The 24,238-nt window shown below is 61.5% G+C and carries 21 protein-coding genes and 1 pseudogene; 14 read left to right on the forward strand and 8 right to left on the reverse strand.

The genetic code is table 11. The features are described 5' to 3' along the window. Positions 1 to 408: 408 nt before the first annotated feature. Positions 409 to 717, forward strand: a complete 309-nt coding sequence (locus V1293_RS33450) for a hypothetical protein (protein ID WP_334515752.1) — start codon at positions 409 to 411, stop codon at positions 715 to 717. Between the two features lie 351 nt (positions 718 to 1,068). Next, positions 1,069 to 2,097, forward strand: a complete 1,029-nt coding sequence (locus V1293_RS33455) for a PEP-CTERM sorting domain-containing protein (protein ID WP_334515754.1) — start codon at positions 1,069 to 1,071, stop codon at positions 2,095 to 2,097. A 209-nt stretch (positions 2,098 to 2,306) separates the two neighbouring features. Here the strand turns inward: V1293_RS33455 and V1293_RS33460 are convergent, their stop codons facing one another. The 5 genes from V1293_RS33460 to V1293_RS33480 all read right to left on the reverse strand — a co-directional run bounded on the left by V1293_RS33460 (position 2,307) and on the right by V1293_RS33480 (position 9,201). Then, positions 2,307 to 4,910: an NfrA family protein gene (locus V1293_RS33460; protein WP_334515756.1), complete on the reverse strand. Its 2,604-nt coding sequence runs from the start codon at positions 4,908 to 4,910 to the stop codon at positions 2,307 to 2,309. Between the two features lie 201 nt (positions 4,911 to 5,111). Further along, entirely contained in the window at positions 5,112 to 6,077 is a 966-nt protein-coding gene (locus tag V1293_RS33465; RefSeq protein ID WP_334515757.1) for an alginate O-acetyltransferase AlgX-related protein, read from the reverse strand. A 4-nt stretch (positions 6,078 to 6,081) separates the two neighbouring features. Further along, a complete protein-coding gene (locus V1293_RS33470) occupies positions 6,082 to 7,140 on the reverse strand; it encodes an alginate O-acetyltransferase AlgX-related protein (RefSeq protein ID WP_334515758.1) in 1,059 nt (352 codons plus the stop codon). 12 nt (positions 7,141 to 7,152) lie between these two features. After that, positions 7,153 to 8,538 carry an MBOAT family O-acyltransferase gene (locus V1293_RS33475; protein WP_334515760.1) on the reverse strand — a complete coding sequence of 462 codons (1,386 nt, stop codon included), beginning with the start codon at positions 8,536 to 8,538 and terminating at the stop codon, positions 7,153 to 7,155. Positions 8,539 to 8,550: 12 nt separating this feature from the next. Next, a complete protein-coding gene (locus V1293_RS33480; RefSeq protein ID WP_334515762.1) occupies positions 8,551 to 9,201 on the reverse strand; it encodes an alginate O-acetyltransferase AlgF in 651 nt (216 codons plus the stop codon). Positions 9,202 to 9,510: 309 nt separating this feature from the next. Between V1293_RS33480 and V1293_RS33485 the strand changes: the two genes are divergently transcribed. Together V1293_RS33485 and V1293_RS33490 are read left to right on the forward strand one after the other, a co-directional pair. After that, positions 9,511 to 9,777, forward strand: coding sequence for a hypothetical protein (locus tag V1293_RS33485; RefSeq protein WP_334515765.1), 267 nt, complete (start codon positions 9,511 to 9,513; stop codon positions 9,775 to 9,777). A gap of 300 nt (positions 9,778 to 10,077) precedes the next feature. Next, entirely contained in the window at positions 10,078 to 10,350 is a 273-nt protein-coding gene (locus V1293_RS33490) for a hypothetical protein (protein ID WP_334515766.1), read from the forward strand. A 673-nt stretch (positions 10,351 to 11,023) separates the two neighbouring features. Here the strand turns inward: V1293_RS33490 and V1293_RS33495 are convergent. From V1293_RS33495 to V1293_RS33505, 3 genes are all read right to left on the reverse strand, one after another. Further along, complete coding sequence (locus V1293_RS33495) at positions 11,024 to 11,566, reverse strand: hypothetical protein (protein WP_334515768.1); 543 nt, start codon at positions 11,564 to 11,566, stop codon at positions 11,024 to 11,026. Positions 11,567 to 11,577: 11 nt separating this feature from the next. Next, entirely contained in the window at positions 11,578 to 11,814 is a 237-nt protein-coding gene (locus V1293_RS33500) for a hypothetical protein (protein ID WP_334515771.1), read from the reverse strand. Positions 11,815 to 11,975: 161 nt separating this feature from the next. Next, positions 11,976 to 12,875 carry a LysR family transcriptional regulator gene (locus V1293_RS33505; protein ID WP_334515773.1) on the reverse strand — a complete coding sequence of 300 codons (900 nt, stop codon included), beginning with the start codon at positions 12,873 to 12,875 and terminating at the stop codon, positions 11,976 to 11,978. A 149-nt stretch (positions 12,876 to 13,024) separates the two neighbouring features. Here V1293_RS33505 and V1293_RS33510 point away from each other — a divergent pair, with 149 nt between their 5' ends. From V1293_RS33510 to V1293_RS33555, 10 genes and pseudogenes are all read left to right on the forward strand, one after another. Continuing rightward, positions 13,025 to 14,023, forward strand: a complete 999-nt coding sequence (locus tag V1293_RS33510; RefSeq protein ID WP_334515774.1) for an N-carbamoyl-D-amino-acid hydrolase — start codon at positions 13,025 to 13,027, stop codon at positions 14,021 to 14,023. Between the two features lies 1 nt (position 14,024). Next, positions 14,025 to 14,849: an ABC transporter substrate-binding protein gene (locus V1293_RS33515; protein ID WP_334515776.1), complete on the forward strand. Its 825-nt coding sequence runs from the start codon at positions 14,025 to 14,027 to the stop codon at positions 14,847 to 14,849. Further along, a complete protein-coding gene (locus tag V1293_RS33520; RefSeq protein WP_334515778.1) occupies positions 14,846 to 15,703 on the forward strand; it encodes an amino acid ABC transporter permease in 858 nt (285 codons plus the stop codon). Before V1293_RS33515 ends, V1293_RS33520 begins: the two co-directional genes overlap by 4 nt. Next, positions 15,700 to 16,464 carry an amino acid ABC transporter ATP-binding protein gene (locus V1293_RS33525; RefSeq protein WP_334515781.1) on the forward strand — a complete coding sequence of 255 codons (765 nt, stop codon included), beginning with the start codon at positions 15,700 to 15,702 and terminating at the stop codon, positions 16,462 to 16,464. Before V1293_RS33520 ends, V1293_RS33525 begins: the two co-directional genes overlap by 4 nt. Positions 16,465 to 16,477: 13 nt before the next feature. Continuing rightward, complete coding sequence (locus tag V1293_RS33530; protein ID WP_442894389.1) at positions 16,478 to 17,290, forward strand: ABC transporter substrate-binding protein; 813 nt, start codon at positions 16,478 to 16,480, stop codon at positions 17,288 to 17,290. Continuing rightward, a complete protein-coding gene (locus tag V1293_RS33535) occupies positions 17,277 to 18,161 on the forward strand; it encodes a polysaccharide deacetylase family protein (protein ID WP_334515785.1) in 885 nt (294 codons plus the stop codon). The genes V1293_RS33530 and V1293_RS33535 overlap by 14 nt, the downstream gene beginning before the upstream one ends. Positions 18,162 to 18,192: 31 nt before the next feature. Then, positions 18,193 to 19,776, forward strand: a complete 1,584-nt coding sequence (locus V1293_RS33540) for an ABC transporter substrate-binding protein (protein WP_334515788.1) — start codon at positions 18,193 to 18,195, stop codon at positions 19,774 to 19,776. Then, the gene (locus tag V1293_RS33545; RefSeq protein ID WP_334515791.1) at positions 19,773 to 21,146 is read left to right on the forward strand and encodes an amidohydrolase family protein; all 1,374 of its coding nucleotides are present in this window, start codon (positions 19,773 to 19,775) and stop codon (positions 21,144 to 21,146) included. The genes V1293_RS33540 and V1293_RS33545 overlap by 4 nt, the downstream gene beginning before the upstream one ends. Before the next feature lie 75 nt (positions 21,147 to 21,221). After that, a pseudogene (locus tag V1293_RS33550) lies at positions 21,222 to 22,392 on the forward strand (amidohydrolase/deacetylase family metallohydrolase). A gap of 234 nt (positions 22,393 to 22,626) precedes the next feature. Continuing rightward, a complete protein-coding gene (locus V1293_RS33555; protein WP_334515793.1) occupies positions 22,627 to 24,231 on the forward strand; it encodes an ABC transporter substrate-binding protein in 1,605 nt (534 codons plus the stop codon). Positions 24,232 to 24,238: the final 7 nt, after the last annotated feature.

A 24,238-nucleotide genomic window follows, 5' to 3' on the forward strand; every position in this document is an offset into this window, starting at 1 on the left:
TCCCATCACGGAATAGCGTCGGAGCGATAGGCGCCTTGGGGTAGGTCGCGTCGCCGCTTTTCTTCGGGCCTGTGACCGCCGGGTGGCTGCCGGATGGCAGGAGAGGATGGGACCCATGCCAGACAGGCTGACGAGCGCGCTGCTTGCGGCGCTGAATGAATCGACCGAGATCAAGGAAAGCGACTGGCGACAGCTCGAAACGGCATTGCGCGGTCAATCGGACGGGGCTGATAGCAGGCCGGACATCGAACCGAGAGCGGGCTCAGAAAACAGGTTCGCAGCCACGATATGCTCGGGAATGGCCAAGGTCCGAGCGAGTTTCTGAGCGTTCGGCCACGATTGGAAAAGCCGCCGGAGGCGGCTTTTTTGTTATACAGATGGCCGTGCGCTTCTGTGTGTCGGAAAGCCATGTGGAAAGCCTTCGTCGTCTCGGCCGCCTTGATGTTGAGTTCTGCGGTGTATGCAGAGAGCGGTCGCATCAGGCGACCGCCGCCGTCTGCCGCTGAGGCCGAGCGGATCGCCTTGGACATGGCCATGAACGACGGTCTGCTTCAGAAGGGGGACATTGTCGTCACCGACCGGGGCTTTTTCCTTTTTCGCGGCCCGTCCCCGGATGGCGTGACCAACGAGTTCACAAGGGTGCCCGATCCGGCCCTGCCGGCAAACCAGCCCGGTAATCTCACAAAGCAGCGCTCGGACAGCCGGCGGCCGAACTAGCCCTGTCGCCGGGCAATCGTTTTGACCCAGTCAAAGAATCTGGGAATCAAATTTAAATGAAAATTAATTAAGGAGGCTTCGATTAAAGGTCGATCAACGTTACCGGGTGGTTATCATGGCCTTTTGGGTATTGAACCTCCGCCCTTGCTAAAAAGACACATCCGGGCACGGAGTAAGCCAATCCGAATAGATCTACGTTTACCGAATGGGGCTTAAATCCGCCTGATGTGCGCCTGCGGGTGATCTTTTTGCAACAACCTGCGCGTTCAGGCTGTTAACGATAAACGTTGGCGCAGAAGATGCGGCTTGCACCGCGTAATGCCCGTGGTAATAGTTTGGTAACAATAAACGATGGTGTTCGATTTTATTTGTTCACCTCTTGAGGAATTTAATATGTCGCTGCGGTCTCGTTTGCTCATTGCCCTCTCAACAACCTTGCTGGGCTCTACGGCTGCATCAGCCGGACTGGTCACTGTCACCAGTTACGAGATGAACAACGGTAATGGCGCTACCCAATTTACCGTGCCGACCGGTGCCCAGAATTATTTCGACTGGACCTATACGCAGACGGGCCAAGGCTCGCCTACTGCGAATGCGAGCCAGAACGGATCTAACCAGCTCGTTCCAAACAATGCAGCACCGAAGGATGCGCCGCTTAGCGGCGGAACCGGAAAGCTGACGGACGGCGTCGTCGCGACGCTGGGTTACTCGGCCGTGAGCAGCGGCACGGGTAACGTTTCGAATGCTTATTATTCCGGCCCCTCCCAGTATGTCGGTTGGAAATACCAGGATCCGACTATCCTGTTTAATCTCACCTCGGGGCAGAGTGTGAGCTCGATTTCGCTCTATGTGGCCGCTTACAATCCGCTTCTCGGTGATGCCAATGGCCTTGTTGCGGCACCGGCCAGCGTTCAACTGACCATCAACGGTGTTCCGGTCGGCGTGATGTATTCGTTGACGTCTATCAATGACAACACGGCCATGATCACCCTCACCGGGTTCGGCTCTATCTCGTCCAATCTGCAATTTGGTTTGACGCTTTATCGCGGCTCGCTCCAGCAGGACGGCATCAATTATTACAACGATCACGTGAAGGGTTATAATCCCGCAGACCCGTACAACACGGCCAATTGCGTGACCTTCTGCGATCCGGACTCCGGTATTTACAGCAGCGGTTTCCGTCAGGAAGCTGCACTCGGCCAAACCGGGGAGCTGGCGCCCAACTCGGGTAAGGAACCCTGGATCATGCTCAGCGAGGTGGAGTTCCTGACAACTCCCGTTCCCGAGCCCTCGACCTGGATTATGATGATCGCCGGTTTTGCCGGTCTCGGCTTCATGGCTTATCGCCGCACGGCCAAGCCTGCGCTGGCGATCGCCTAAGCGCACCTCGCGAATTTCATTCTGCACCGCAGAGCCGCCGCAAGGCGGCTCTGTTTTTGCGCTCAAAGACGGTGCGAGAAACCTCGCGATCGATTGATCCCGGCACGTCCGCCTAACCTTAACTCTCAGCGCCCACGCAAAAAGCGTTCGGCACTCGCCTCGAAGCTGCCGCGGGATCGATTTCGGCAGAATCGACCGTGCCCGTCGGCTCAATAATTCAGCGAGGTCTGGGCGAATATGCCTTCAGCCCGCCGGTCGCCTGCAATGCGGAAGCGGTACTGCAGCGTCAGCTCCCAATAAGAGGGTGGGGCGAGATATTTGGTTTCACCGAACCAATAGCGTAACGAGCCGCCGGCGCCGACCGAATAGGCTTCATGATTGGCGAAGGAGTCGTCGTAGCTTGCGGCCAGTACGGCATGCGGGAAGAATACCAGATTGCGGCTGATCGGATCGAGCCGGAAGCTGTGTCCGAACCGTCCTTCCGCGATGCCGACGAGCTGGCTTTTCTCGAGGAATTTGTCGACCTCGGCATAGACGTACCAGGTCGGCCAGTGGGTATCGATCGCCCGAAGATCGGTGCCGACCGTGTACGAATAGGCCGCGCGCAACAGCGTATCGTTGCGCGCCGCGTCGCCGAGGGCAATCAGCTTGTCCACTTCAAGAACGAGGTTGTGGTCCGAGAACGGCTTCCAGCGCGCGCCGACCATGCCTTGCGTGGTGCGCAATCCGGTGGGGCCGCCGGCCTGGTCGTAGAGCGTTTCGAACAGCCGGCCGAACACTTCGAACAGCGCGCCGTTGCGGTTACCGAACGCTTCGGGCCGATAATAGAACTCGGTCCCAAGCTGTGAAGTGTAGGTGCTTGCTGGATTGTTCACGATCAGAAACGGGTTCGGCGCCGATCCGACCTTGCCGTACGTAATCGAGGTATTGATGCCCCACACGCGCGACAGGTCCGAGATCGTGCGGCGGGTTTCGAACAGTTTCTGGTCGTCGATGTTGATGCGGCCGTCGGCTTTGGCGTCGACCCCGTCCATGAGGTAGGCGATCGCTTTCGGGTTCTGGAACTGACGCATGGCGGTATAGCCGGCATCGATGGTGGCCCGTGGCGGCAGCTGCCCGCGGTCGTGCGCCCGATCGAAGCGGTGCAGCGCGACCTCGTCGTTGCCGACGGCGACGGCGAGATAGGCGAGGTCGGCGTCCCTCATCGCGCTCAGGCGACCGCGCGCAATGGCCTGGTCGAAGATCACACGTGCTTCGGGTTTGCGCTTCAGTTCCAGCAGCGTGTTGATCTGGGCGCGCAAGGCTTCGTCGCGCTGGACGGCTGTTGCGCCAAGTCGCTCGGCAGTCCGGAATTCGGCGATGGATTCTTCCTTGCGATCGAGCGCCTGCAAGGCATAGGCGCGGCGGATCGCGGTGTCATAGCTCACCGGCAGCCTTTGAAGGGCGCGTAGCGCGCGCTGCGGATCCTTTGCGGCGAGGGCGGCGTCCGCCAGCGACAGCCGAACGTTCCGGGCTTGATCCGGCGGCAGCCCGCGCTGCAGAGCGAACTCCCAGTCAGCCATCGCCCCGCGCGAATTGTGCTGGAGGTTACGGGCATAGCCGCGTTGGGCGTAGATTTCCGCGGTGCCGTGGCCCTGCGCAATGGCCTTGCTGGCGGCGACTTCCGCGTCGGCCGGCCGGCCGGCCGTGCTCATCAGGTTCACCAGCAGCAGACGATTGGCGACCGTCTCCGGACTGGCCTCGACGGCCTTCCTGGCCTCTTCGATTGCCAGCGAGTAATTCCTGGCTCGGCTGGCCTGGTAGGCCTTGCCCGCAGCTTCGAAACTCTCGGCTTCCTTGTCGACGGGGATGACCGGAATGGCAATGCTCTGGACCAGCGGCGCCTCCAGGCTGCACACCGAGCCATAAGGCGTGTCACGACAGGTCTGGACCGGCGAGGGCATCAGCTTGCCGTCGCCCTTTAACGTCGCCTTTTTCTCCGCCGTGGCATTCGCATCGCCAAGACGCGTCACGACCGCAGGATCTGTCTTCGAGAATTCGGCCAACAAGTCCTGAGCGGCGCGAAAATCGCCGGAGGCAAGCGCCGCGTCGGCTGCGATCAGGCGGATGTTCTTCTTTTCGATATCGGTCAGGTTGGGGGTGGTAAGGGCGGCATTGAAATCGCTGACCGCCTGCGCCCGGTTCCCCAGCTTCTGATAGAGATAAGCGCGCCAGACCAGTGGCACATAATTGCCGGGATCGAGCTTGATCGCGCCGGTGGCCGTTGCAACCGCGTCGTTGAAATTGCTGTCGGCGATCTGGGCGCTCAGCAACAACAGACGATAGGACATCGAGTCCGGGGCATATTCGACCGCGCTGCGCGCCGCCCGGATCGCCGCCTTGGGATCGCCCTTCTCAAGCGCCTTGTAGCCTTCGCCGGCCGGCCGTTGAGCGAGGCGCTGCCGAATATTGGCTTGCCGCCCTTCGAGATCCTGGTTGCCCGCAAACGCCGCCGACGCGGTCTTTGTGGCTTGCTCGGCCTGGGTGAGGTCACCCGCAGCGACCAGCGAATCGATCAGGAGCAGGTGCAGGCGCAGAAGATCAGGGCGGAGCGCCACAGCCTCTGCGGCGCTAGTTGCGGAGGCCTTGTAGTCGCCCTGGCCGAACGCCTTGTAGGCGGTCTCAGCCGCCGTATAGGCTTCGCCCTCCAGCGGAGGACCGTTATCCGCGACCTGGGCACTGGCGCCGGCGCACAGAACCACGGCGAGCAAAAGCGCCCCCAGCGCCGCCCGAAATGCCGTCTGGTTCAGGTATTTTCCGCCCCAATTCCCCATACAAACAGCGCTACGCCAATCCCGTTAAATTTTAACGCTGAACTGTAACCGAGGCGGCGATTCAGCGGAACTGAGATTTGGCTCTTTGGTGGCGCGGCAGGCCCTGATGTCATTCATTTTTCTCACTTTTTTTGATGATGTGATGTTTTTGCTGCGAAAATGTCGGGCAAAGCATCCCGCCGCGCGCGTTAACTATTTTTTCTAATTGCGCAGCGCCTCCTGCGCGCGCGAGTTCCAATCGGCAGGGCTCATAATGCTCTGGGCGGCCCATTCGCCGGCAGCGTCAGGTCCATTTTGTAGCTGGGCCTCATTAAATTGCCAGACCACGAATTGGGGCGGGCTGCCAGTAAATTCCGCCGATTTAAGGTACTGCAGTAAAGTGGCCCACGGGCCAACATCCCCGGGATTCCACTTGAGCGAGACCGGCCGGTCGATCTTGTTCGACAGCCGCTGTGAAAATCCGAAATAGGGCTGCACAAAACTATTGCCGACCACGGCCACCGGCGCCGGATCGCTGTCCAGCAATCCCGCGTCAGCCTTGGGGGCCTGGCGGATGACGTAGGCCTCGGGCCCGATCGCGCGCTTCCGTTCCGGCGAAAGGAAATTGGCGGCGAGGTCGCCGAGATGGCGATCGTTGATCCAGTCGCCGAGCTTCATTCCCGTTCCGGTTTTTCCCGGCAGCGGACCCGATGAAAGTATCAATGCCGCCACCTGGTCGGCGCTGGCCTCCGCGGCAAATGTCGTCCAGTGGAAGTCGGCGCGGTAGAACACCTCTTGCTTGCCGGCGATCACGGTCTTGAACGCATCCCTGACGTCGATTGCGGTGACGCCGCTGGATCGGAGCTCGGTCAACAGCGCGTCATAGCGCTTCTGGATCCCGTCCGACATCGCGACGCCGTCGGGCAACAGGGGCTCATAGTATCTCGGCTTCAGCGGAACGATCAGCACGATCAGCTTGATGTTCTTTTTCGCAAACAGGCGGCTCGCGCCGGCGATCAGGCCGATCGATGATTTGTCTGCCGCGGGCTTTGCGGTCGTCAGGCTTTCCCATCCGGCAAACAGCCAGTTTTGCTTGCCCTCGAGCACGGCGTCGCGCGCAAATGAAGCCGTCGCTGTCGCGAACAAAACGGCTGTCGCCGCAATCAGGTTTGCAAGGAGCCGGCGCACGAAATCAATGACCTTCGGTTTGCCGCAGCATCTGCCGCTCGGCATCGCTGAGCGGTGCAACGAGGGATCGCATCGACCATTCCCATATCACAACCTTTGCGCCCGCCAACATGTCAGGCTTCTGTTGCAGCATCTTGAGCAGAGCGCCCGCAAAGCCGCCACCGGCCTCGCTGACCTGCGCGACCTCACGCGCGAGCGCCGCCTGCAGGTATTCGATGAAATCGGAATTTTGCGAAAACGAAGATCCGGCGAGCAGGACTGATGGCGCCGCGGCGTCGTCCAGGAGCCCGCCGGAGCGCTGGATGCTAGCCCGCGCAGCCTCGGTATATTCCGCAGCCGGCGCCAGCCATTTCGGCGCGTCCTGCAATCCTGCCAAACGCGCAAGGTCGCCCGGACGCTCGTGCCGAGCACCGCGTGTCAGGCTGACGCGTTCTGTTCCCGCCCCCAGCACGCCGTTGACAAGCTTGGCTGTGGCTTCGGCCGCGAACTGTGCGCCAGTGCTGTCCCAGTGTGTGTCAGTGCGCCAATAGCCGGGCCGTGGCCACTGATCCCGCAAGTTGACCTGATGAAGTTTTGTCGCGCCCGCTGCCTGCGCCCACGCATTCGCGCGAACGCGTGATGGGTCGGCGGCTATACCGCAAAGCTGAGCTTCTACCTGCTCGGCCTTGTCGGGGACGGGAACGACGACCAGCAGTATTTTACGCTCGGCAAACGCCTGCACCAGGTGCGGCAGCATCCGGATGCGGGCAGCCATGTTTTCGGCATCGCGACGGTCCACGCGCAATTCCTCGGCGGAATAGAGCCAGTCGTTGCAGCCTGCCCAGACCTGCGGCCCCGCGTCGCGCAATCCCTTGTAGAGCAGGCCGGCCGAGAAGCCGTTCAAGCCGGCGCCGCGCGGAATGGCATCGAACACGGCGCGATCGACCCTGCCCGAGAGGCTTCCGGACAGGTAGTCCTTCAACGGCGCAGTCCTGAGGATCTCATAAAGGGAATCGCCGCCGCGGACGACGACCGACACAAACCCTGCGAAGATGATCGCCAGAACGGTCAGGATTTTTATCATGACGGCGCTCGTTCAGAACTGGAAATAGAGAAAAGGAATGACGGTTCGGCTTTGCATCACCCAAAGCGACCACAGCCATAGAATGGTAGCCAGCGCGAACGGAGGTCGGGCAATGACCGGTGCCAGCCACGGCGATGATTTGTTCAGCGCAGGCAGATACACCATCGCGATTCCGACAAAGAGCGTCACGACTTCGATCGGTCTCAGCGCCGCGGCGAAGCCGTTCGACATCGCAAGACCGTGCTGGCCGGCCAGACCGCTGAACATTATCGCTGCGGTTTGCCAGTCCTGCGCGCGGAACAGCGTCCAGCCGGTCATGACGAAAACCAGCGTGACGACATGTCCGACAGGCGCCGGCACCGGCGGCATGCGCATCGCATTCCAGGCGCGGCCTGCAATCAGTCCGATGCCGTGCCAGATGCCCCAGATCATGAAGGTCCAGCTCGCACCGTGCCACAATCCGCCCAGCGCCATCGTCACCATCAGATTGAAATAGGATCGAAAGCTCCCGGCCCGGTTTCCGCCGAGGGGAATGTACAGATAGTCGCGCAGCCAGCTCGACAGGCTGATATGCCAGCGCCGCCAGAAATCCGCGAGCGACGTGCTCAAATACGGATTGTCGAAATTCTCCGGAAATTTCAGGCCGACCATCAGCCCGAGGCCGATGGCCATGCTGCTGTAGCCGGCGAAGTCGAAATACAGATGCAGCGTGTAAGCCGTCACCGTGACGATCGCATCGCACGTCGAAGGCGCCGGCAAGGCGTATCCGGCGTCGACCAGCGGCGCGAGCGTGTCGCCGATCAGTACCTTTTGCGCAAAGCCCAGCATGAACCGACGCAGGCCTTCGGCAAACTCTGCGGAATCGAACACACGGGATTTCAGCCGCTCTGCGACCGACTGGTACCTGACGACAGGACCTGCCACGAGATGACCGAACATCGCCTGGTAGGTCGAATAGTTGATGAGGCTCGGCTCGGCATAGACGGTCTTTCTGAACACGTCGACCGAATAGGATATGGCGCCGAACACGAAGAACGACAGTCCGATCGGCAGCGGAATCGACGACCAATCCTTGACCGGCGCGCCGAGGCTGCTCACGCTCTCGACAATCAGATTGACGTATTTGAAACAGATCAGGCTGACGAGCGGCGGCACGATCCCTGCGAGCAGGGCCCAACGTCGCTCCGGTCCCGACGCTTTCGCGATCCACAGGCCCGTCAGCCAGGACCAGCAGGCGATCGCGACGAGCAGCGGCAGAAAATCGAAGCGCCACCAGCCATAGAAAACCAGGCTGAAGAACAGGATGGTCGAATTTCTGAGAAAGGCGGGGACGCTCGCATAGGCGATCAGGAACAGCGGCAGGAAAACGAAGACGAATGAGTCGCTGACGAAGACCATGCGGGCGATCGCTTACCGATCTCGATACGGTTCGGTTTCGTCAAACTGACCTGATAGCGCGCCCTTGCCCCCGGTCTGCGAGAGGAACAGACTGTAGTGATCGCCCGCGCGAAGCGGGGGCAGCTTCAACGATGCATTGCTGCCGCCGCAGGTGGCCTCGAGCTGGGCTTCCACCGGATTGATCGCGCGTGATTTGACGGTCGTGAATGCGACCGCATCGAAGACGGTGGGACCTTCGGCAATTCGCAGCGTAGCCTCGCAGTCCGGCATGAGATTGAAGAAACGGAGCTGGGCTTTCAGGTCGCTGGCGTTGCCGCCCTGGCCTTCGTCGATGGCGTGGCTCGTCCAGTTCGCGCCCTGACGCGCGATCACGACCGTGTAGAACCTGTCGGGGAGGAAGGTGACGTTTTCGCCGACGGCGGCACTATCGATCGACAGCTTGATCGACGCGTCTGCGCGCACTGCGCGGTATCGGCTGGCGACGTCGTTGTCGACGACCGGCAGATCGCGGGCGTTGATATGCAGCTTCGTGCCGAGCTTGATGTCACCGATAGTAGCGACGCGAATGAATGCCGACCCAGGGGGCGGTCGCGTCGCGTACAGCTTCCCGATCTCCTGCGCAGGGGCCGGACTGATCGCCAGCCAACACGTGGCGATTCCCAAGAGCCATGATTGACATCGGGCGATGAACGAGAGCTGCACATAGGGCGGTTTGGACCGGCAGGGCAATTCAAATGCTCCGAAATAAGGGTTTTCCGCCTGCGCCGACACCACGCTGGATCTGTCAGGGGGACGCCGCGCCGTAATGAGATGTCATATCAAACTGGTCGGGATTCGGAAATTTACTGAGGCAACGAACCCTGCAGATAGTAAACGTCTTCGCCCCCGTTAGGGTTAAATGCGTTCAGCCGTTGCGGAACCCAGCAGGAATCTGGATTTGTTGGGCGGCGCACGGGCCAGCCTCCGGCCCTGATGGTTTTTAACCGCGCATTGTTTCAGATTAATGCATTTCCGATGGGTGGATTCGATATGGGTGTTGAAGCGCACGTCACCCTGATGGACAGGCAAGCCTTCAAGCTGGTTTGTGAGCAATGCGGCAGCCTGACGGTTGCGCTGCCGATCGAGGCCCAGCCGGATCCATGTTCCATTCTCAAATGTGGGCGGTGCGGCGCTCCGCGAGGAACGCTTCAGTCGCTGCGCGATACCTCAATTCAGGCGGGCATTCGGCATTCGGCGTAGACGGGTTTGACTTGCGCTCTGTTTTCATCGTCGGGATCGGACTTGCCGGAAGCTGATGGCTCGATGTGATTGTCGGTTGTTGACGGCATGGCGGCTGAACGCGCGAACGAAAATTGTCGCGCGAACCCCAGTTAATCGCGGAAAAATACGCGTGGAAGGCCCTAGTCAGCATCCGGCCAAGCGGGGTAGGCTCGATCAGGCGGGCTCCGGTTTTGCCGGCTGTCAGCCGTTAGTCTTGTATTTTCGAGTATCTGCATTTTCGAAGCAGCTGGTAAATTTGCGCGAGGGAGAGAGAGAAACATGCGAACGATCTTTGCGTCCGTGCTGGTGGCCGGCCTTTTGATTGTTACCAATGCCGATGCGGCGCCGCTTCTGAGCCATAGTCAGCCTGCCCCGGATTCGTTGATCACGGCCGCGAAGGTCATCTGCGACGAGGCGGGAAACTGCTATCGACCGAATGTGCGACGGCCCGTCGCCCGGTGGGTCTATGGCGACAAGAATTTCTATGGACCGTACGCTGGACCTGGCAACTACGGTAATCCGCGGTATCGTTACAGCTGGTGGCCCTGGTAACGGATCTTATCTGCCTGATATCATCGCTGCGTGGGCCCGTTAGCCTGCCAGCCAATGCAGGAATGTGGCGCAGCCGCAAATGAGTTGCGATGCCAGCAGGAAAACGGCCCATGAAACGAACAGGATACGAATGACCATCCGCGCGCTTTCGACCGGCTGCAGATCGCTGATTGGTCGAGCACAACGCGCCAGATTCGAAATTGTTCATCATCGTCGAGGCACGCGAAACGCGGCCTCGAACTTTGCTTGTTGAACCTCCGAAGCCGAGCGTCACCAAACATCAAGCCGCGCGGAAAATAAAAAAGATCGCTCGAAGGCGGTCTCCATATTTTGCGATTAATATCGAGAGCAGAGAAGCCGGACCAGGTCGCCTCGGCGTAAGTGCGGATGTCGAGCGGATTTACTGCAGGCCGCGATTATATCTCCACAGGCGGGTTTGCATGGAACCCAAATTAGGCCTGTTTCGCCCTATGAAAGGGTATCAAATCGCTGCTATAGCGTTGCGGAAAGACGCCGATAAGGTCCGCCAGTATTGGTTTTAGAGATAATCACGCTGTTCAATTGTCATGGTTATTAAAATGAATGATGCAGCCCCGTGGACCCTGCGTTCTCGAGATGTCGGGCCAGGCGACGGTTCCGATTTGGCCGGTACCTCTAAAATCATGCGGCACGATCAGGAAGTCGATGGCATCGATTGGTCAGCGGCTGCACCGAGCTGGCGTTCAATGTTTACAGGGCTCTTTTTGCCACTGCTTGCCTTCGCGTTGCTGGTTTTTTCCATTGATCTCGCTTTAGGCTGGTCGTTTGAAAGATGGATCGCCCCGTCATCGAGCATGTCGCCTTTGCTGCTCGCCGCGATCATGTTTCTGCCGGCGCTGACATGCGCTTTTTGCTGCTGCAAGCTTTTCCTGCATTTGAAAGACAGGATGCGATGAGGCCGCTGCTCGATCCCGCAATCGGGAGAGTGGTCTGGGCGGATTGATGGCCTGCTGCATCCCCTGAGGTGCCGGGATGGGCACCACGTGAATTGCTGGAGCGCGATTCCCACGGCCTTGACTGCTGCCGCCCAGCGATCCGCCTGGGCATTCACAATTGCGCAAGGGGTTCGGTTCTTGTCGCAGAGCGGCTCGAAACCGAAATCAGGGATTTTGGCTTGCACGTCCGGCAAGCGTACGATGCGGCTCCTCGGTCCGCCGCGATCGCGGGGCATCATCATGGTCGGGCCCGTCAGTCGATGGCGATCAACGCGCGTCGGATGGCGGCAAAAATTGCTTCGATCTGCTCCTCTGTGATGATCAGAGGCGGAGAGATCAGCAGCGTGTCGCCGCTGTTGCGGATCAGGATGCCATCCTCGTAGCAGCGGTTGGCGCATTCCGCGCCGCGCGCGCCTGCCGCACCGTCGCGCGGCTTCAAGTCGATCGCGGCCAGCCCCTCGTTGGACGTCGCTGGTTCACGGTGGCTCAAACTTCCCCATGATGGATTGGAGCGGGAATTCAATCTTCTCAACGAATTAGAAGGCCGCGTGATGTGTGCACCGGGAGATCAAAGAAAATCCAGCAACAACCGGGCGAATAGCCTGAGCGGCCTCAAGCCTAGCGCGCCCTGTTTTGCACACTGTTCAACGCTCAAGAGGCATCTCGGTCGAGAGAGCGGCTCGCCTGCCGGACTTCATTCAGGAACGTCTTGGCCAAGCGTGATAGAGGCTCCGCCTCAGACCACAGCATATAGGCCACGGCAACGGTCTTGGGGGTGAAAGACCGAACGACAAGGCCCTGGCCGCCGCCCTGGCGCGGTGAAAACGGATCGACGACCGCCGCGCCCACGCCGGCGGCCGCGAGCACGCAGGCCGTATTGCAGTATCGCACCTCGACAGTTGGCTGGAACGGCGCGCCGGCCTGCGCAAAGCTCTCGCGCACGGCCTCGCCCAATCGCGTGCCGCGCTCGAGCCCGATGAAGGGCAAGCCGACAAGATCGGAAGCGGAAATGGCGGGACGTTCGGCCAGCGGATGGTTCGGCGGCAGGACGCAGACCATTTCGCCGGTATGAACCACCTCATGGGCAATGCCGGGATGATGCGACAGCCCGAGCGCAAAGCCGAGCTCCGCGACCCTGCTCGAAACGCCGTCGATGATTCCTTCGTAACGCCGCACATCGAAGAAGACACGCGTCTGCTGACGGCGGCGCAGGAAGTCCGATAAAGCGTGTGGAATAATGCTGTAGGCCAGCGGCGGCGTCGCCACGATCGATAGAAGCCCCGAGCGGCACTCCCTTAAGTCGCGCACGCGATTTTCGAGTTTGGCGTGGAGCGCAAAGATTGCTTCACTTTCCTTGTAGAGCGCCATCGCCTCTGATGTCGGGAACAGCCGGTTGTTGACGCGCTCGAACAAAGCGAAGCCCGCCTGCGCCTCCATCGCCTTCAGCGCGTTGCTGATCGCCGGTTGCGATAGCGCCAGTTCGTCCGCCGCCGCGACCGTGGTCCGATGGCGGATAACGGCACGCAGGATCTCCAATTGGCGCAGGTTCATATAACTGCCGGTTATTGTCTCACCGAAAATATCATAGCACGAGTGATTGCGTTTAGGGCTGCGCTTCCGCGTAATCACCCCTGCATCGGAGCGCTATCGGAGCGGGATCATCCGCCTCTTCAGTAAGCAATCCGCTCAGATTGGAGGCAATGTTGGTTCGAGTTCTCCGCGCCGCCGCCGCTCAGATGGGGCCGACGCAAAAAGCGGACTCGCGAGAGCATACGCTTGGCCGGATGTTGGCGTTGCTGGAGGAGGCGGCTGCGCGCGGCGCAACATTGGTCGTTTTTCCTGAACTGGCGTTCACGACGTTCTTCCCACGATGGCTTATCGAGGACGAAGCGCTCGATCATTACTTCGAACGTGGCATGCCAAATCCGAGCGTGCAGCCTTTGTTCAATCGCGCCCGCGCGCTCGGCATCGGCTTCTACGTCGGTTACGCCGAACTGACGTCGGACGGTCGGCGCTTCAACTGTTCGATCCTGGTAGACCGCGACGGCGAAATCCTCGGGCGCTATCGCAAGGTGCATTTGCCGGGCTCGGTCGAGCCGCGTGCCGGCGCGCCCTACCAGCAGCTCGAAAAACGCTATTTCGAATATGGCGATCTGGGATTTCCTGCCTTCAGGGCGGGACCGGATTGGCGCCATGCGATCATGGGCATGATGGTCTGCAATGATCGCCGCTGGCCGGAAGCCTGGCGCGTGCTGGGCCTGCAGGGCGTCGAACTGGTCTGCATCGGCTACAATTCCGCAGCCTACGATCCAAACGGCGGCGTCTCCGAAGACGCCGCGCTGCGCACCTTCCATTCCAAGCTCGTGACCCAGGCCAACGCCTACATGAACGCCACCTGGGCGATCGCGGTCGCCAAGGCAGGGAACGAGGATGGCTCCGGACTGATCGGAGGCTCCTGCATCGTGGATCCCAATGGCCGGATCGTCGCCGAAGCGCAGACGCTCGCGGACGAAATTGTCGTCGCCGACCTCGACCTCGATCTCTGCCGCCAGGGCAAGGACAAGATGTTCAATTTCGCCGCGCACCGGCGGCCGCAGCAATACACAGCGATCACAGAGCGTGCCGGCGTCGTCGAGCCGGCCGCGCTCGATGCGGTTAAACATCAAGCGGCAAGTCGCGGTGCGGGCCGAAGGAGCTGATATGACACGTCTCTCGTTCTCCCTTGGGTTCGCCGCGCTCCTCGCCATTACAACGGCAGAGTCCGCCGAACTTCCGGAATCGATCAAGCAGGCGGGTACGTTGCGGCTGACGGTCAACTCGACCTACGCCCCCATGGAATACCGTGATCCCACCACAAACCAGCTCGTCGGGCTCGATATCGATCTCGCCAACGAACTCGCGAAGCGGCTGGGCGTGAAGATCATCTGGAGCGAAACGCCGTTCGCCGAGCTGATCCCCTCATTGCAGACAAAGCGTGCGGATTTCATCATCAGCGGCATTTCGGACCGTAGCTCGCGGCGCGAGGCCGCTGATTTCATCGACTATCTGGCGACAGGTCCGCAGTTTTTTGTCCTGACGGAGAATGAGACGAAGTCTCCTATTGATCTCTGCGGCAAGAAGGTCGGAACGACGCGGAGCACCAGCTTCCCGGTCGAGATCGAGAAATGGAGCAAGCAGAATTGCGAAGCGAACGGCAAGCCCGCCGTGCAATATGTTCCGGGCGAAAACAGCATCGATGTCCGCAACCAGCTCAAGCAGAGCCGCATCGACGCCGCGGTGCAGGGCAGCGAAACGTTGCCCTACGCGCAAGGGCAGGAGACCGGCAAATACCGCATTGTAGGTGAACCGTTCTCCACCGGCTATCAGGGCATCATGTTCCGGAAGGACGATGCGGCGCTGCGCGAAGTGGTGACGGAACATCTGGCAGCGATGATGTCAGACGGTTCCTACAAGGCCATTCTCGACAAATACGGTTTGGGCGCGAACGCCGTGGCCCAACCGATGATGAATGCGTCCCCGCAATGAGAGCCGCACCCACGCTCGCGGAGGGCTTTCCCGATATTTCGGAGATGACGGTCGCGCGTCAGGCTCACTGGGGGCGATGGCTCGCTGCTGCGGCGATTCTCGTCGTGCTGGCGGCGATCGGTCGCGCCTTCGTCAACGGCCAGATCGAATGGACCTATGTCAGTCGCTTCCTGACCGCGAAAGTGATCCTCGAGGGCATTACCAATACCATGGTGATGGCGGTGCTCGCGATGGCGCTCGGCATCGTCTTGGGCGTCGTCGTCGCGATCATGAGGCTCTCGTCCAATCCGGTGCTGACGTCGGTCGCCGCCGGCTACACCTGGTTGTTCCGCGGCACACCGCTGATCCTGCAATTGCTGTTGTGGTTCAACCTCGCGCTGGTATTTCCGACGATCGGCATTCCGGGTCTTTGGTCGGCCCGGGCAGTCGACGTCATGACGCCGTTTCTGTCCGCACTGCTCGGCCTCGGAATCAACCAGGGCGCCTACACCTCCGAGGTGATGCGGGCGGGCATGCTGGCGGTCGATGTCGGGCAATATGAGGCCGCGCAGGCGATCGGCATGGGACGGCTGCGGGCACTGCGCCGGATCATCCTGCCGCAAGCGATGCGGGTGGTAATCCCGCCGCTCGGCAACGAGTTCATCGGCATGGTGAAGGCTACGTCTCTCGCCAGCGTCATCCAGTATCCGGAGGTGCTGCACAACGCCGAGAATATCTACTACGCGAATTCACGGGTGATCGAACTCCTGATCGTCGCTGGCTGCTGGTATCTGCTCGTCGTGTCGATCCTGACGCCTTTGCAGATGCTTCTCGAACGGCGCTTCGCGCGTGGCGCGTTGCAGATCACCCGATGACCCAGCCCCTCGTCGCCATCCGTTCGGTCAGCAAGAACTTTGGGGAGTTTCAAGCCCTCAATCGAGTCTCGCTCGACGTCTGGGCGGGCGAGGTGCTGTGCCTGATCGGGGCGTCGGGATCGGGCAAGACGACGCTGCTGCGTTGCATCAACCAGCTCACGTCAGTCGACAGCGGCGGCATCTGGCTGGATGGCGAGTTGCTGGGCGTACGCGAAGAGGGTGGGCGATTGCATCGTCTCACCGAGCGGCAGATCGCGCGCCAGCGCCTGAAGACAGGGATGGTGTTTCAGCGCTTCAACCTGTTCCCGCACAAGACCGCGCTTGAAAATATCACCGAAGGTCCGGTGCAGGTGCAGGGGCGCAGCCGCGAGGACGCGCGGGCGGAGGCGATGGAGCTTCTCGGACGCGTCGGGCTTGTGGCGAAAGCCGATGCCTATCCTTCACAGCTTTCCGGCGGGCAGCAGCAGCGGGTGGCGATTGCCCGCGCGCTTGCCATGAAGCCGATGCTGATGCTGTTTGACGAGCCGACCAGTGCACTCGATCCCGAACTGGTCGGAGAGGTGCTCACCGTCATGAAGGAGCTTGCCCGCAGCGGCATGACGATGATGGTGGTGACGCACGAACTCGGCTTCGCGCGAGAGGTGGCGGATACGGTCGTCTATATGGACCATGGCGCAATCGTGGAGTCCGGGCCTGCGGCGGAGGTTCTGGGGAAGCCCCGTGAAGTACGTACTCAATCCTTTCTTTCCGCGGTGATCTGATGGGGCGTTCATGATGAAACTGTTTCTCGCTGCCGCGCTCGCTTGCGCCGCTATCGCTTCGGCCATGGCGTTCGAACTGCCTCCGGAAATCGCCAGGCAGGGCAGTATCAAGGTCGCCATCGTACCGAACTATCCGCCGATGGAATTCCGCGACCCCGCGACCAACACGCTGACCGGATTCGACGTCGAGCTTGGTGAGGCGCTCGGCAAGAAGCTCGGCATCAAGATCGACTGGCAGCAAACCAGTTTCGACCAGATGATGCCTGCGATTTCGACGGGGAGGGTGGATGCGATCCTGTCCGGCATGACGGATATGGCGAGCCGGCAGGACACGGCGACTTTTGTCGACTACCTCCGCAATGGGCCCCGATTTTTCGTGCAGCAATCGCGTGCCACCGAGTTCAAGGACACGACGGCGTTCTGTGGCAAAAAGGTCGGCGCCAGTCGGCGCACGTCCTTTCCGAAGCTGATCGCTGCCTGGAGCGAGGCACATTGCGGCGGAAACCCGATTCAATTCGTCGGCACGGAAGGATCGGCCGATGCCCGGACCCAGCTCAGGCAGGGACGGATCGACGCGGCCGTCCAGGGCGGCGAGACGCTTCCCTACATGATGGACCTCGAGCCGGGCACGTACGTTCCGATCGGCGACGTCTTCGCCACCCAGTTCACCGGGCTTGCGCTGGGCGTGAAGGAGAAGGTGCTGCAGCAAGCGGTCGTGGAGGCCCTGGACTCCTTGATCGCGGACGGTACCTATCGTGCTTTGCTGGCGAAGTGGAAACTGACCGACTACGGCGTAGAGAAGGCGACCATCAATGCAGGACAGTAAAGCGCTCGCGAGCATTCCGCTCATTCCCGCGAACACCGCGCCGCCGGCCCCGGACTATCCGTGGCCCAAGCCTTATACATCAGCGATGTTCCTCTCCTTCGACGTGGACGCGGAGAGCGCCTGGACCAGCAAGGACGCGTTGCACGCCCAGCGCCTCATCACCATGAGCTATGGCGGCTACGAGGCGCGCGTCGGCACGCCGAAGCTCCTGGAGCTGCTCGATCAGCTTGACCTCAAGGCGACGTTCTTCATCACCGGCTGGTCGGCGGATGCGCATCCGGCGATGGCGGAGGCCATTCTTAGGGCGGGCCATGAGATCGGCCACCACGGGTATCACCATCTGCTGCCGGATCCGGGCGACCCCTGGATCGAGGAGGAACTGGAGCGGGGTTTTGAGGCGCTGAAGCGCCGGCTCGGCGTCAAGCCGACCGGCTATCGGGCGCCTTACGGCGAATTCACCGAAGAGCTGCGCGTGGCACTGGTGCGCCACGGTATCGTTTACACCTCGTCATTTCGCGACGACGTGCGGCCTTACCGCCATCGCCTTGCCGATGGCAGGCCGGGCACGATCGAGCTGCCGGTGACCGCAAGTTACGATGACTGGATGCACGGACTGTCCGCCCGGTTCAGCCCGCGGCCGATCTTTCCGAAGGAGCATGTGCTCTCGATCTGGAAGGATGAGCTCGATGAGGTCAGGGATTGGGGCGCGATGGTTACGACTGTGCTGCACCCGCAATGCAGCGGCCGTCCGATGCGGCTTCGGCTGCTGCGCGAATTTCTCACCTATGCCAAATCCTGCCCCGATCTGTGGATCACAACCGGAGAGGCGATCGCGGCGAATTTCAGCAGTCACGAAGCAGCCATCCTCTGAGAACCGCCGATCAGTATTCCGGGAGTTATCGATGCTCGTTTCCCGCCGTTCACTGCTAAGGGCCGCCGCCGCAGCACCGGCGTTGTCGCTGCCGGGAATCCCGCGGGCGCAGTCGCAGACCACGCTGCGCTTTATCCCGGTGATCGACCTGACTTTTGTCGATCCGATCTACTCCACGGCGCAGGTCTCCCGAAACCATGGCTTCATGGTCTACGATACGCTCTACGGCATGAATTCGGCGCTCGAGGTCTCGCCTCAGATGGTGTCCGGGCATGTTGTGTCCAACGACGAGCGCCAGTGGGACCTGACGCTGCGCGACGGTCTGCTGTGGCATGACGGCGAGCGCGTGTTGGCGCGCGATTGCGTCGCGAGCATTCGCCGCTGGGCGGCCCGCGACGGGTTCGGCGCCGAGCTGATGGCCGCAACGGACGAACTGTCGGCGCCTGATGACCGCACCATCCGTTTTCGGTTGAGCAGGCCTTTCCCGCTGTTGCCGGCAGCACTCGGCAAGGCCGCGATCCAGGCGCCGTTCATGATGCCGGAGCGGCTGGCGAGCCAGGACCCGTTCAAGCCGCTGACCGAGGTCGTGGGCAGCGGTCCTTTCCGGTTCATGGCTGACGAGCGCGTGCAGGGCGCGCGCAACGTGTACGCCCGTTTCGATCGCTATCAGCCCCGTCAGGACGGCAAGCCCGATTGGACCGCAGGTCCCAAGATCGTTCATTACGACCGCGTGGTCTGGACGACGATGCCGGATGCGGCGACAGGGGTGGCTGCGCTGCAAACGCGCGAGCAGGATTGGCAGGAGACAACGCCGCACGACCTGCTGCCGGTGCTGAAGCGTACCGGCGGCATCACCACGCGGATTCTCGATCCTCGGGGTTACACCTGCATGTTGCGCGTGAACCATCTGCAGCCGCCGTTCGACAATCCCGCGATTCGCCGGGCACTGTTGGGCGCGATCGACCAGTCCGCGTTCATGACGGCGGTTGCGGGCGACGATCCCGCCTATCAATCCTCGCCGATCGGCTTCTTTGCGCCGGGCACGCCGATGGCGAGCGATGTCGGCCTCAATGTGTTCCGCGGGCCGCGCGACATGGCCAAGGTCAAGGCCGATCTGAAAGCCGCCGGCTACAATGGCGAGAAGGTGGTGCTGCTCGTGCCGACCAATTCGGTTGCACAAAAACCGCTCGGCGACATCGCAGCCGACATGCTGCAGCACGCTGGCATGAACGTCGAATATGCCGGACTGGATTTCGGGGTAGTGTTGCAGCGGCAGTTGAAAAAGGATCCGATCGCCCAGGGCGGCTGGAGCGCCGGCGTTGGCAACTGGCAAGGCATCGATTGGCTTAACCCGGCCGGCAATTCGAATCTGCGCGGCGACAGCAAAGTGGCCGGATGGTACAAGAGCGAGAAGATGGGGGTGTTGCGAAGCCAGTGGCTCGCTGCCGCCAACGTTGCCGAGCAGCAGCGCATCTGCCGCGATATCCAGGCGTTGTCGTTCGAGGAAATTCCTTACTTCCCGATCGGTCAGTACAAACAACCGACCGCGTTCCGATCGAGCATCACCGGTATCCTCGACGGTGCGGCCGTCTTCTGGAATGTGCGCCCGGCATGAGCACGATTGCGATCTTTGGCAGCTATGTGTTGTCGCGCAGGGATGGCGCGCAGGAGGTGCTGCGCGATCACTGGGTGTTGCTGGAAGGCAAACGGATCGCCGCCGTCACGCGCGACCGGCCGTCTGCCGCCGAGGTCTTCGACAGACCGGGCCGCTTCGTGCTGCCCGGACTTCTGAACCTGCACAACCACTGCTTCAGCGAAGCCGTCGCCCGGACGCACACCGAGGACGGCAATGGTCGCCGGAACAACCAGAGCATTGTCTACACGGTGCTGCTGCCGCTGACCAAGCGCGGCGCCGACCTGCTGTCGCAGCAAGAGCGGCTCGCGATCGCGCGACTCGGTATTCTGCAATTGCTGAAGGGCGGCGCCACCACGGTGATGGAGCCGTTCCGCAACACCATCCCGGAGATGTTCGACGCCGCCGAGGAAATGGGAATCCGCTTCTATGGCGCGCCGTATTTGTTTTCGACCTCGGATGCCAAGGCGGGGCCGGACGGCGTGGTGCATTACGCGGGCGATGATGGCCAGGCCGATATGGACAGCTGGAACGCGCTATATCATCGCTGGAATGGACGCGGCGACGGCCGGATTGGCCTCGCGCTGAGTCCGCACGCGACCGACACCTGCGGTCCGGATCTGCTGCGGGCGTGCGCCGCCCGTGCGCGGGAACTCGACGTTCCCATCACCACCCATCTCGCGCAAAGCCAGGCCGAAGTCGCGACGATCGCAAGCCGTCACGGCGGTCGCACGCCGGCCGAATATCTCGACTGGCTTGGCCTTCTGGCGCCTGATCTTATGGCCGCGCACTGCATCGCCAGCACCGATGGCGATTTGAAGCTGATGGCGGCGAGGGGCGCTACGGTGCTGAACTGTCCGCGCGTGTTTGCGCGCTCAGGCGTTACCGCGGCATTCGGCCGCTTCGCGGAGCACGGTGTCCGGACGGTGGTCGGAACCGACGGCTACAACATGGACCTGCTCGGTGAGCTCAACGCCGCGTCGATGATCTCGAAGATTGCGTCTGCCCGTGCTGACGTAGCCAACGCACCTGACCTGATCGAGTCGGTCACGGCAACCGCGGCGGCGGTCATCAAGCGGCCGGACCTCGGAACGATCGCGCCGGGCGCAACCGCCGACCTCACCGTCGTCGATCTGACCCATCCCCATTTACAGCCGCTGTTCGATCCACGGCGCGGGCTGGTCGCGCTCGGTAACCGCGCCAATATCGATCAGGTCATCGTCGACGGGCGAGTGCTTATCGATGCGGGCCGATACCTTCACGGCGACGAAACCGCGATGATTTCGGCCGCGTCAGTGGCAATCGGCAAAATCTGGGATTTGCCGGAAGCCCAGGCGGCCTTCAATGGTTGACGGCTCATCGGTGCACGCGCTTTCGTGGATGGGCGAGGCGGTCTCGCGCTGCTTCCCTCATTTCAGGAGATAACGATGCCTTTCGATTTGATCCTGCGCGGCGGCCGGGTGATTGACCCCTCCCAGAAGCTCGACGCGGTGACGGATGTCGCCTTCGTGGGCGGCAAGGTGGCCATGATCGGAAGCGAGCTCAAGGCCGATCCCGGGACCGACGTGCGGGACGTGTCGGGTTACATCGTTACCCCCGGTTTGATCGATCTGCACACCCACGTCTATTGGGGCGGCACTTCGCTCGGCATCGACGCCGAGGAGTTCTGCCGCACCTCCGGCGTCACCACGGCGGTTGACACCGGCAGCGCCGGCCCGGGCAATTTCGCTGGATTCCGCAAGCATGTGATCGAGCCGAGCCAGGTCCGCATTCTGGCCTATCTGCACGTCTCCCACGCCGGCATCTACGGCTTCTCGCATCGCGTCATGGTCGGCGAGAGCGAGGAGATGCGCCTGATGAATCCGATCGACGCGGTTGCGGTTGCGGAGGCCAACCGCGACCACATCGTCGGCATCAAGGTGCGGGTAGGGCTCCATGCCTCGGGCACCTCGGGGATCGTGCCGCTCGAAATTGCGCTTGAGGTCGCTGAAGAGGTCGGCATGCCGCTGATGGCGCATATCGACCATCCGCCACCGAGCTACGAGGAGGTGCTGGCGCGCCTGCGTCCGGGCGACGTTCTCACGCACGCGTTCCGGCCGTTTCCCAATACGCCCGCCACCGCCCAGGGCACGGTAAAAAGGGTGGTGCTGGAAGCGCGTGAACGCGGCGTGTTGTTCGACATCGGTCACGGCAAAGGCTCCTTCGCCTTCAAGACTGCCCGCGCCATGCTTGCCAACGGCTTCTATCCCGACACCATTTCCTCTGACGTCCATGTTCTGTGCATCGACGGGCCGGCCTTTGATCAGGTGACGACCATGTCCAAGTTTCTATGCATGGGCATGCCGCTCTCCGATGTGGTCGCGGCTTCGACGGTGAATGCAGCGATGGCGCTGCGGCGTCCCGAACTTGGCAGCCTTAAGCCAGGAAGCGCGGGAGATGCCACCCTGATCTCCATCCAGCAAGGCCAGTTCGACTATGTCGACGCCGTCGGCGAGCATTTGATTGGTAACCGCAAGATCGTGTCCGAAGGCGTCGTCATTGCCGGCCGGTTGGTGGCACCCGAAGCAATCGCCGAAATTCAAACAGCTCGCAGGTTAGGCAGAACCGCAAATGGATGTGACTGCGCGAAAATGTGATTGCTCGAAAGTGCTTCCTGTATGGGCAGCCGGAAATTGGCGGGCACGCGAGTGGGCCGTGCTGGCATACCGCTTGCAAGAAAAAGGAGACTGATTGGCATCGGTTTGACTGGCCCGTTTCACCTCACGCGGCATCGAACCTTCGGTCAATGACTTGGCCGGAACCGCCATGACAACCCGAGACTGGGAGAGCTCCATGGATCGCAGGACTGTGTTGAAGGGAATAGCCGGGGTAGGCAGCCTGGCGGCAACGGGCGGTCTCTCGATGCCGGCGCTTTCGCAAGGCGCCGCCGCGCGCACATTGCGCTTTGTGCCGCAGGCCAACCTCGCGAATTTCGATCCGATCTGGGGGACCCAGTATGTCGTACGCAACGCGGCTGCGCTGGTGTGGGATACCCTCTACGGCCTCGACGCCACATTGCAGCCGCAACGCCAGATGGTCGAGTCCGAGGAAATGTCCGATGACGGTCTGGTCTGGACCTTTCGGCTTCGACCGGGGCTGAAGTTTCACGATGGCGCGCCGGTGCTGAGCAAGGATGTGGTGGCGAGTCTCACGCGCTGGTCGGCGCGCGATCCGATGGGCCTGATGCTCAAGGCAATCCAGAACGAGCTGACTGCCGTCGACGACAGGACCTTCAAATGGGCGCTGAAGGCGCCTTATCCGAAGATGCTACTGGCGTTGGGCAAGAACAGCACGCCTTGCGCCTTCATCATGCCAGAGCGCATTGCCCAGACCGACCCGTTCAAGCAGATCCCCGAATATGTCGGCTCGGGCCCCATGAAATTCGCAAAGGGCGAATGGGTGCCCGGCGCCAAGGCAGTGTTCGAGAAGTTTGCCGATTACACACCGCGGCAGGAGAAGGCATCCTGGCTCGCCGGCGGCAAGCAGATGCTGGTCGACCGCATCGAATGGGTAGTGATCCCGGATCCTGCCACGGCGGCGGCAGCACTTCAGAATGGCGAAGTCGATTGGTGGGAGAGCCCTATTACCGATCTCGTGCCGTCACTCAAGAAGAACCGCAATATCAACGTCGACATCGCCGATCCCCTCGGCAACATCGGTTCGTTCCGGATGAATCACCTGCATCCGCCCTTCAACGATGTGAAGGTGCGACGTGCCGTGCTCGCGGCGCTGAGCCAGGAAGACTACATGCGCGCGCTGGTCGGCGACGATACCGCGCTCTGGAAGCCACTGCCGGGCTTCTTCACGCCGGACACGCCGCTTTACACGGAGGAGGGTGGCGAGATCCTGAAGGGCAAGCGCGATCTCGCAATGGCAAAGAAGTTGCTGGCCGAGAGCGGCTATTCAGGCCAGCCGGTCACCTGCGTGGTGGCGCAGGATCAACCGATCACCAAGGCGCAGGGCGATGTCACCGCCGATCTGTTGAAGCAAATCGGAATGAATGTCGACTTCGTTGCGACCGATTGGGGCACGGTCGGTTCCCGCCGCGCCCAGAAGACGCCGCCGGGCCAGGGCGGCTGGGGGATGTTTCACACCTGGCATGCCGGCGCGGACTGCATCAGTCCCGCCGCCTACAACGCCATTCGCGCCAATGGCGACAAGGCGTGGTTTGGCTGGCCCACGAGCGAGGCCGTGGAAAAGGAAGTCACGGCATGGTTCGATGCCAAAAATCTCGATGAGGAGAAGGTTGCGGTCAAGCGCCTCAACAAGGCGGCGATGGAGGATGTTGTCTATGCGCCGACCGGCTTCTTCCTGAGCTACACGGCGTGGCGCAAGAATGTCTCCGGTATCGCCAAGGGGCCGCTGCCGTTCTTCTGGGGCGTGTCGAAGACCGCATGACGGCGCA

Origin of the sequence: Bradyrhizobium sp. AZCC 1693 (assembly GCF_036924745.1) — a bacterium.
GTDB lineage: Bacteria > Pseudomonadota > Alphaproteobacteria > Rhizobiales > Xanthobacteraceae > Bradyrhizobium.

Excerpts from the sequence above, each read along its gene's own strand:
- V1293_RS33450 (WP_334515752.1), top strand. The coding sequence starts at position 409 with ATGTGGAAAGCCTTCGTCGTCTCGGCCGCCTTGATGTTGAGTTCTGCG.
- V1293_RS33455 (WP_334515754.1), top strand. The coding sequence starts at position 1,069 with ATGGTGTTCGATTTTATTTGTTCACCTCTTGAGGAATTTAATATGTCG.
- V1293_RS33460 (WP_334515756.1), bottom strand. The coding sequence starts at position 4,910 with ATGGGGAATTGGGGCGGAAAATACCTGAACCAGACGGCATTTCGGGCG.
- V1293_RS33470 (WP_334515758.1), bottom strand. The coding sequence starts at position 7,140 with ATGATAAAAATCCTGACCGTTCTGGCGATCATCTTCGCAGGGTTTGTG.
- V1293_RS33475 (WP_334515760.1), bottom strand. The coding sequence starts at position 8,538 with ATGGTCTTCGTCAGCGACTCATTCGTCTTCGTTTTCCTGCCGCTGTTC.
- V1293_RS33485 (WP_334515765.1), top strand. The coding sequence starts at position 9,511 with ATGGTTTTTAACCGCGCATTGTTTCAGATTAATGCATTTCCGATGGGT.
- V1293_RS33490 (WP_334515766.1), top strand. The coding sequence starts at position 10,078 with ATGCGAACGATCTTTGCGTCCGTGCTGGTGGCCGGCCTTTTGATTGTT.
- V1293_RS33495 (WP_334515768.1), bottom strand. The coding sequence starts at position 11,566 with ATGATGATGCCCCGCGATCGCGGCGGACCGAGGAGCCGCATCGTACGC.
- V1293_RS33505 (WP_334515773.1), bottom strand. The coding sequence starts at position 12,875 with ATGAACCTGCGCCAATTGGAGATCCTGCGTGCCGTTATCCGCCATCGG.
- V1293_RS33510 (WP_334515774.1), top strand. The coding sequence starts at position 13,025 with ATGTTGGTTCGAGTTCTCCGCGCCGCCGCCGCTCAGATGGGGCCGACG.
- V1293_RS33515 (WP_334515776.1), top strand. The coding sequence starts at position 14,025 with ATGACACGTCTCTCGTTCTCCCTTGGGTTCGCCGCGCTCCTCGCCATT.
- V1293_RS33520 (WP_334515778.1), top strand. The coding sequence starts at position 14,846 with ATGAGAGCCGCACCCACGCTCGCGGAGGGCTTTCCCGATATTTCGGAG.
- V1293_RS33525 (WP_334515781.1), top strand. The coding sequence starts at position 15,700 with ATGACCCAGCCCCTCGTCGCCATCCGTTCGGTCAGCAAGAACTTTGGG.
- V1293_RS33530 (WP_442894389.1), top strand. The coding sequence starts at position 16,478 with ATGAAACTGTTTCTCGCTGCCGCGCTCGCTTGCGCCGCTATCGCTTCG.
- V1293_RS33535 (WP_334515785.1), top strand. The coding sequence starts at position 17,277 with ATGCAGGACAGTAAAGCGCTCGCGAGCATTCCGCTCATTCCCGCGAAC.
- V1293_RS33540 (WP_334515788.1), top strand. The coding sequence starts at position 18,193 with ATGCTCGTTTCCCGCCGTTCACTGCTAAGGGCCGCCGCCGCAGCACCG.
- V1293_RS33545 (WP_334515791.1), top strand. The coding sequence starts at position 19,773 with ATGAGCACGATTGCGATCTTTGGCAGCTATGTGTTGTCGCGCAGGGAT.
- V1293_RS33555 (WP_334515793.1), top strand. The coding sequence starts at position 22,627 with ATGGATCGCAGGACTGTGTTGAAGGGAATAGCCGGGGTAGGCAGCCTG.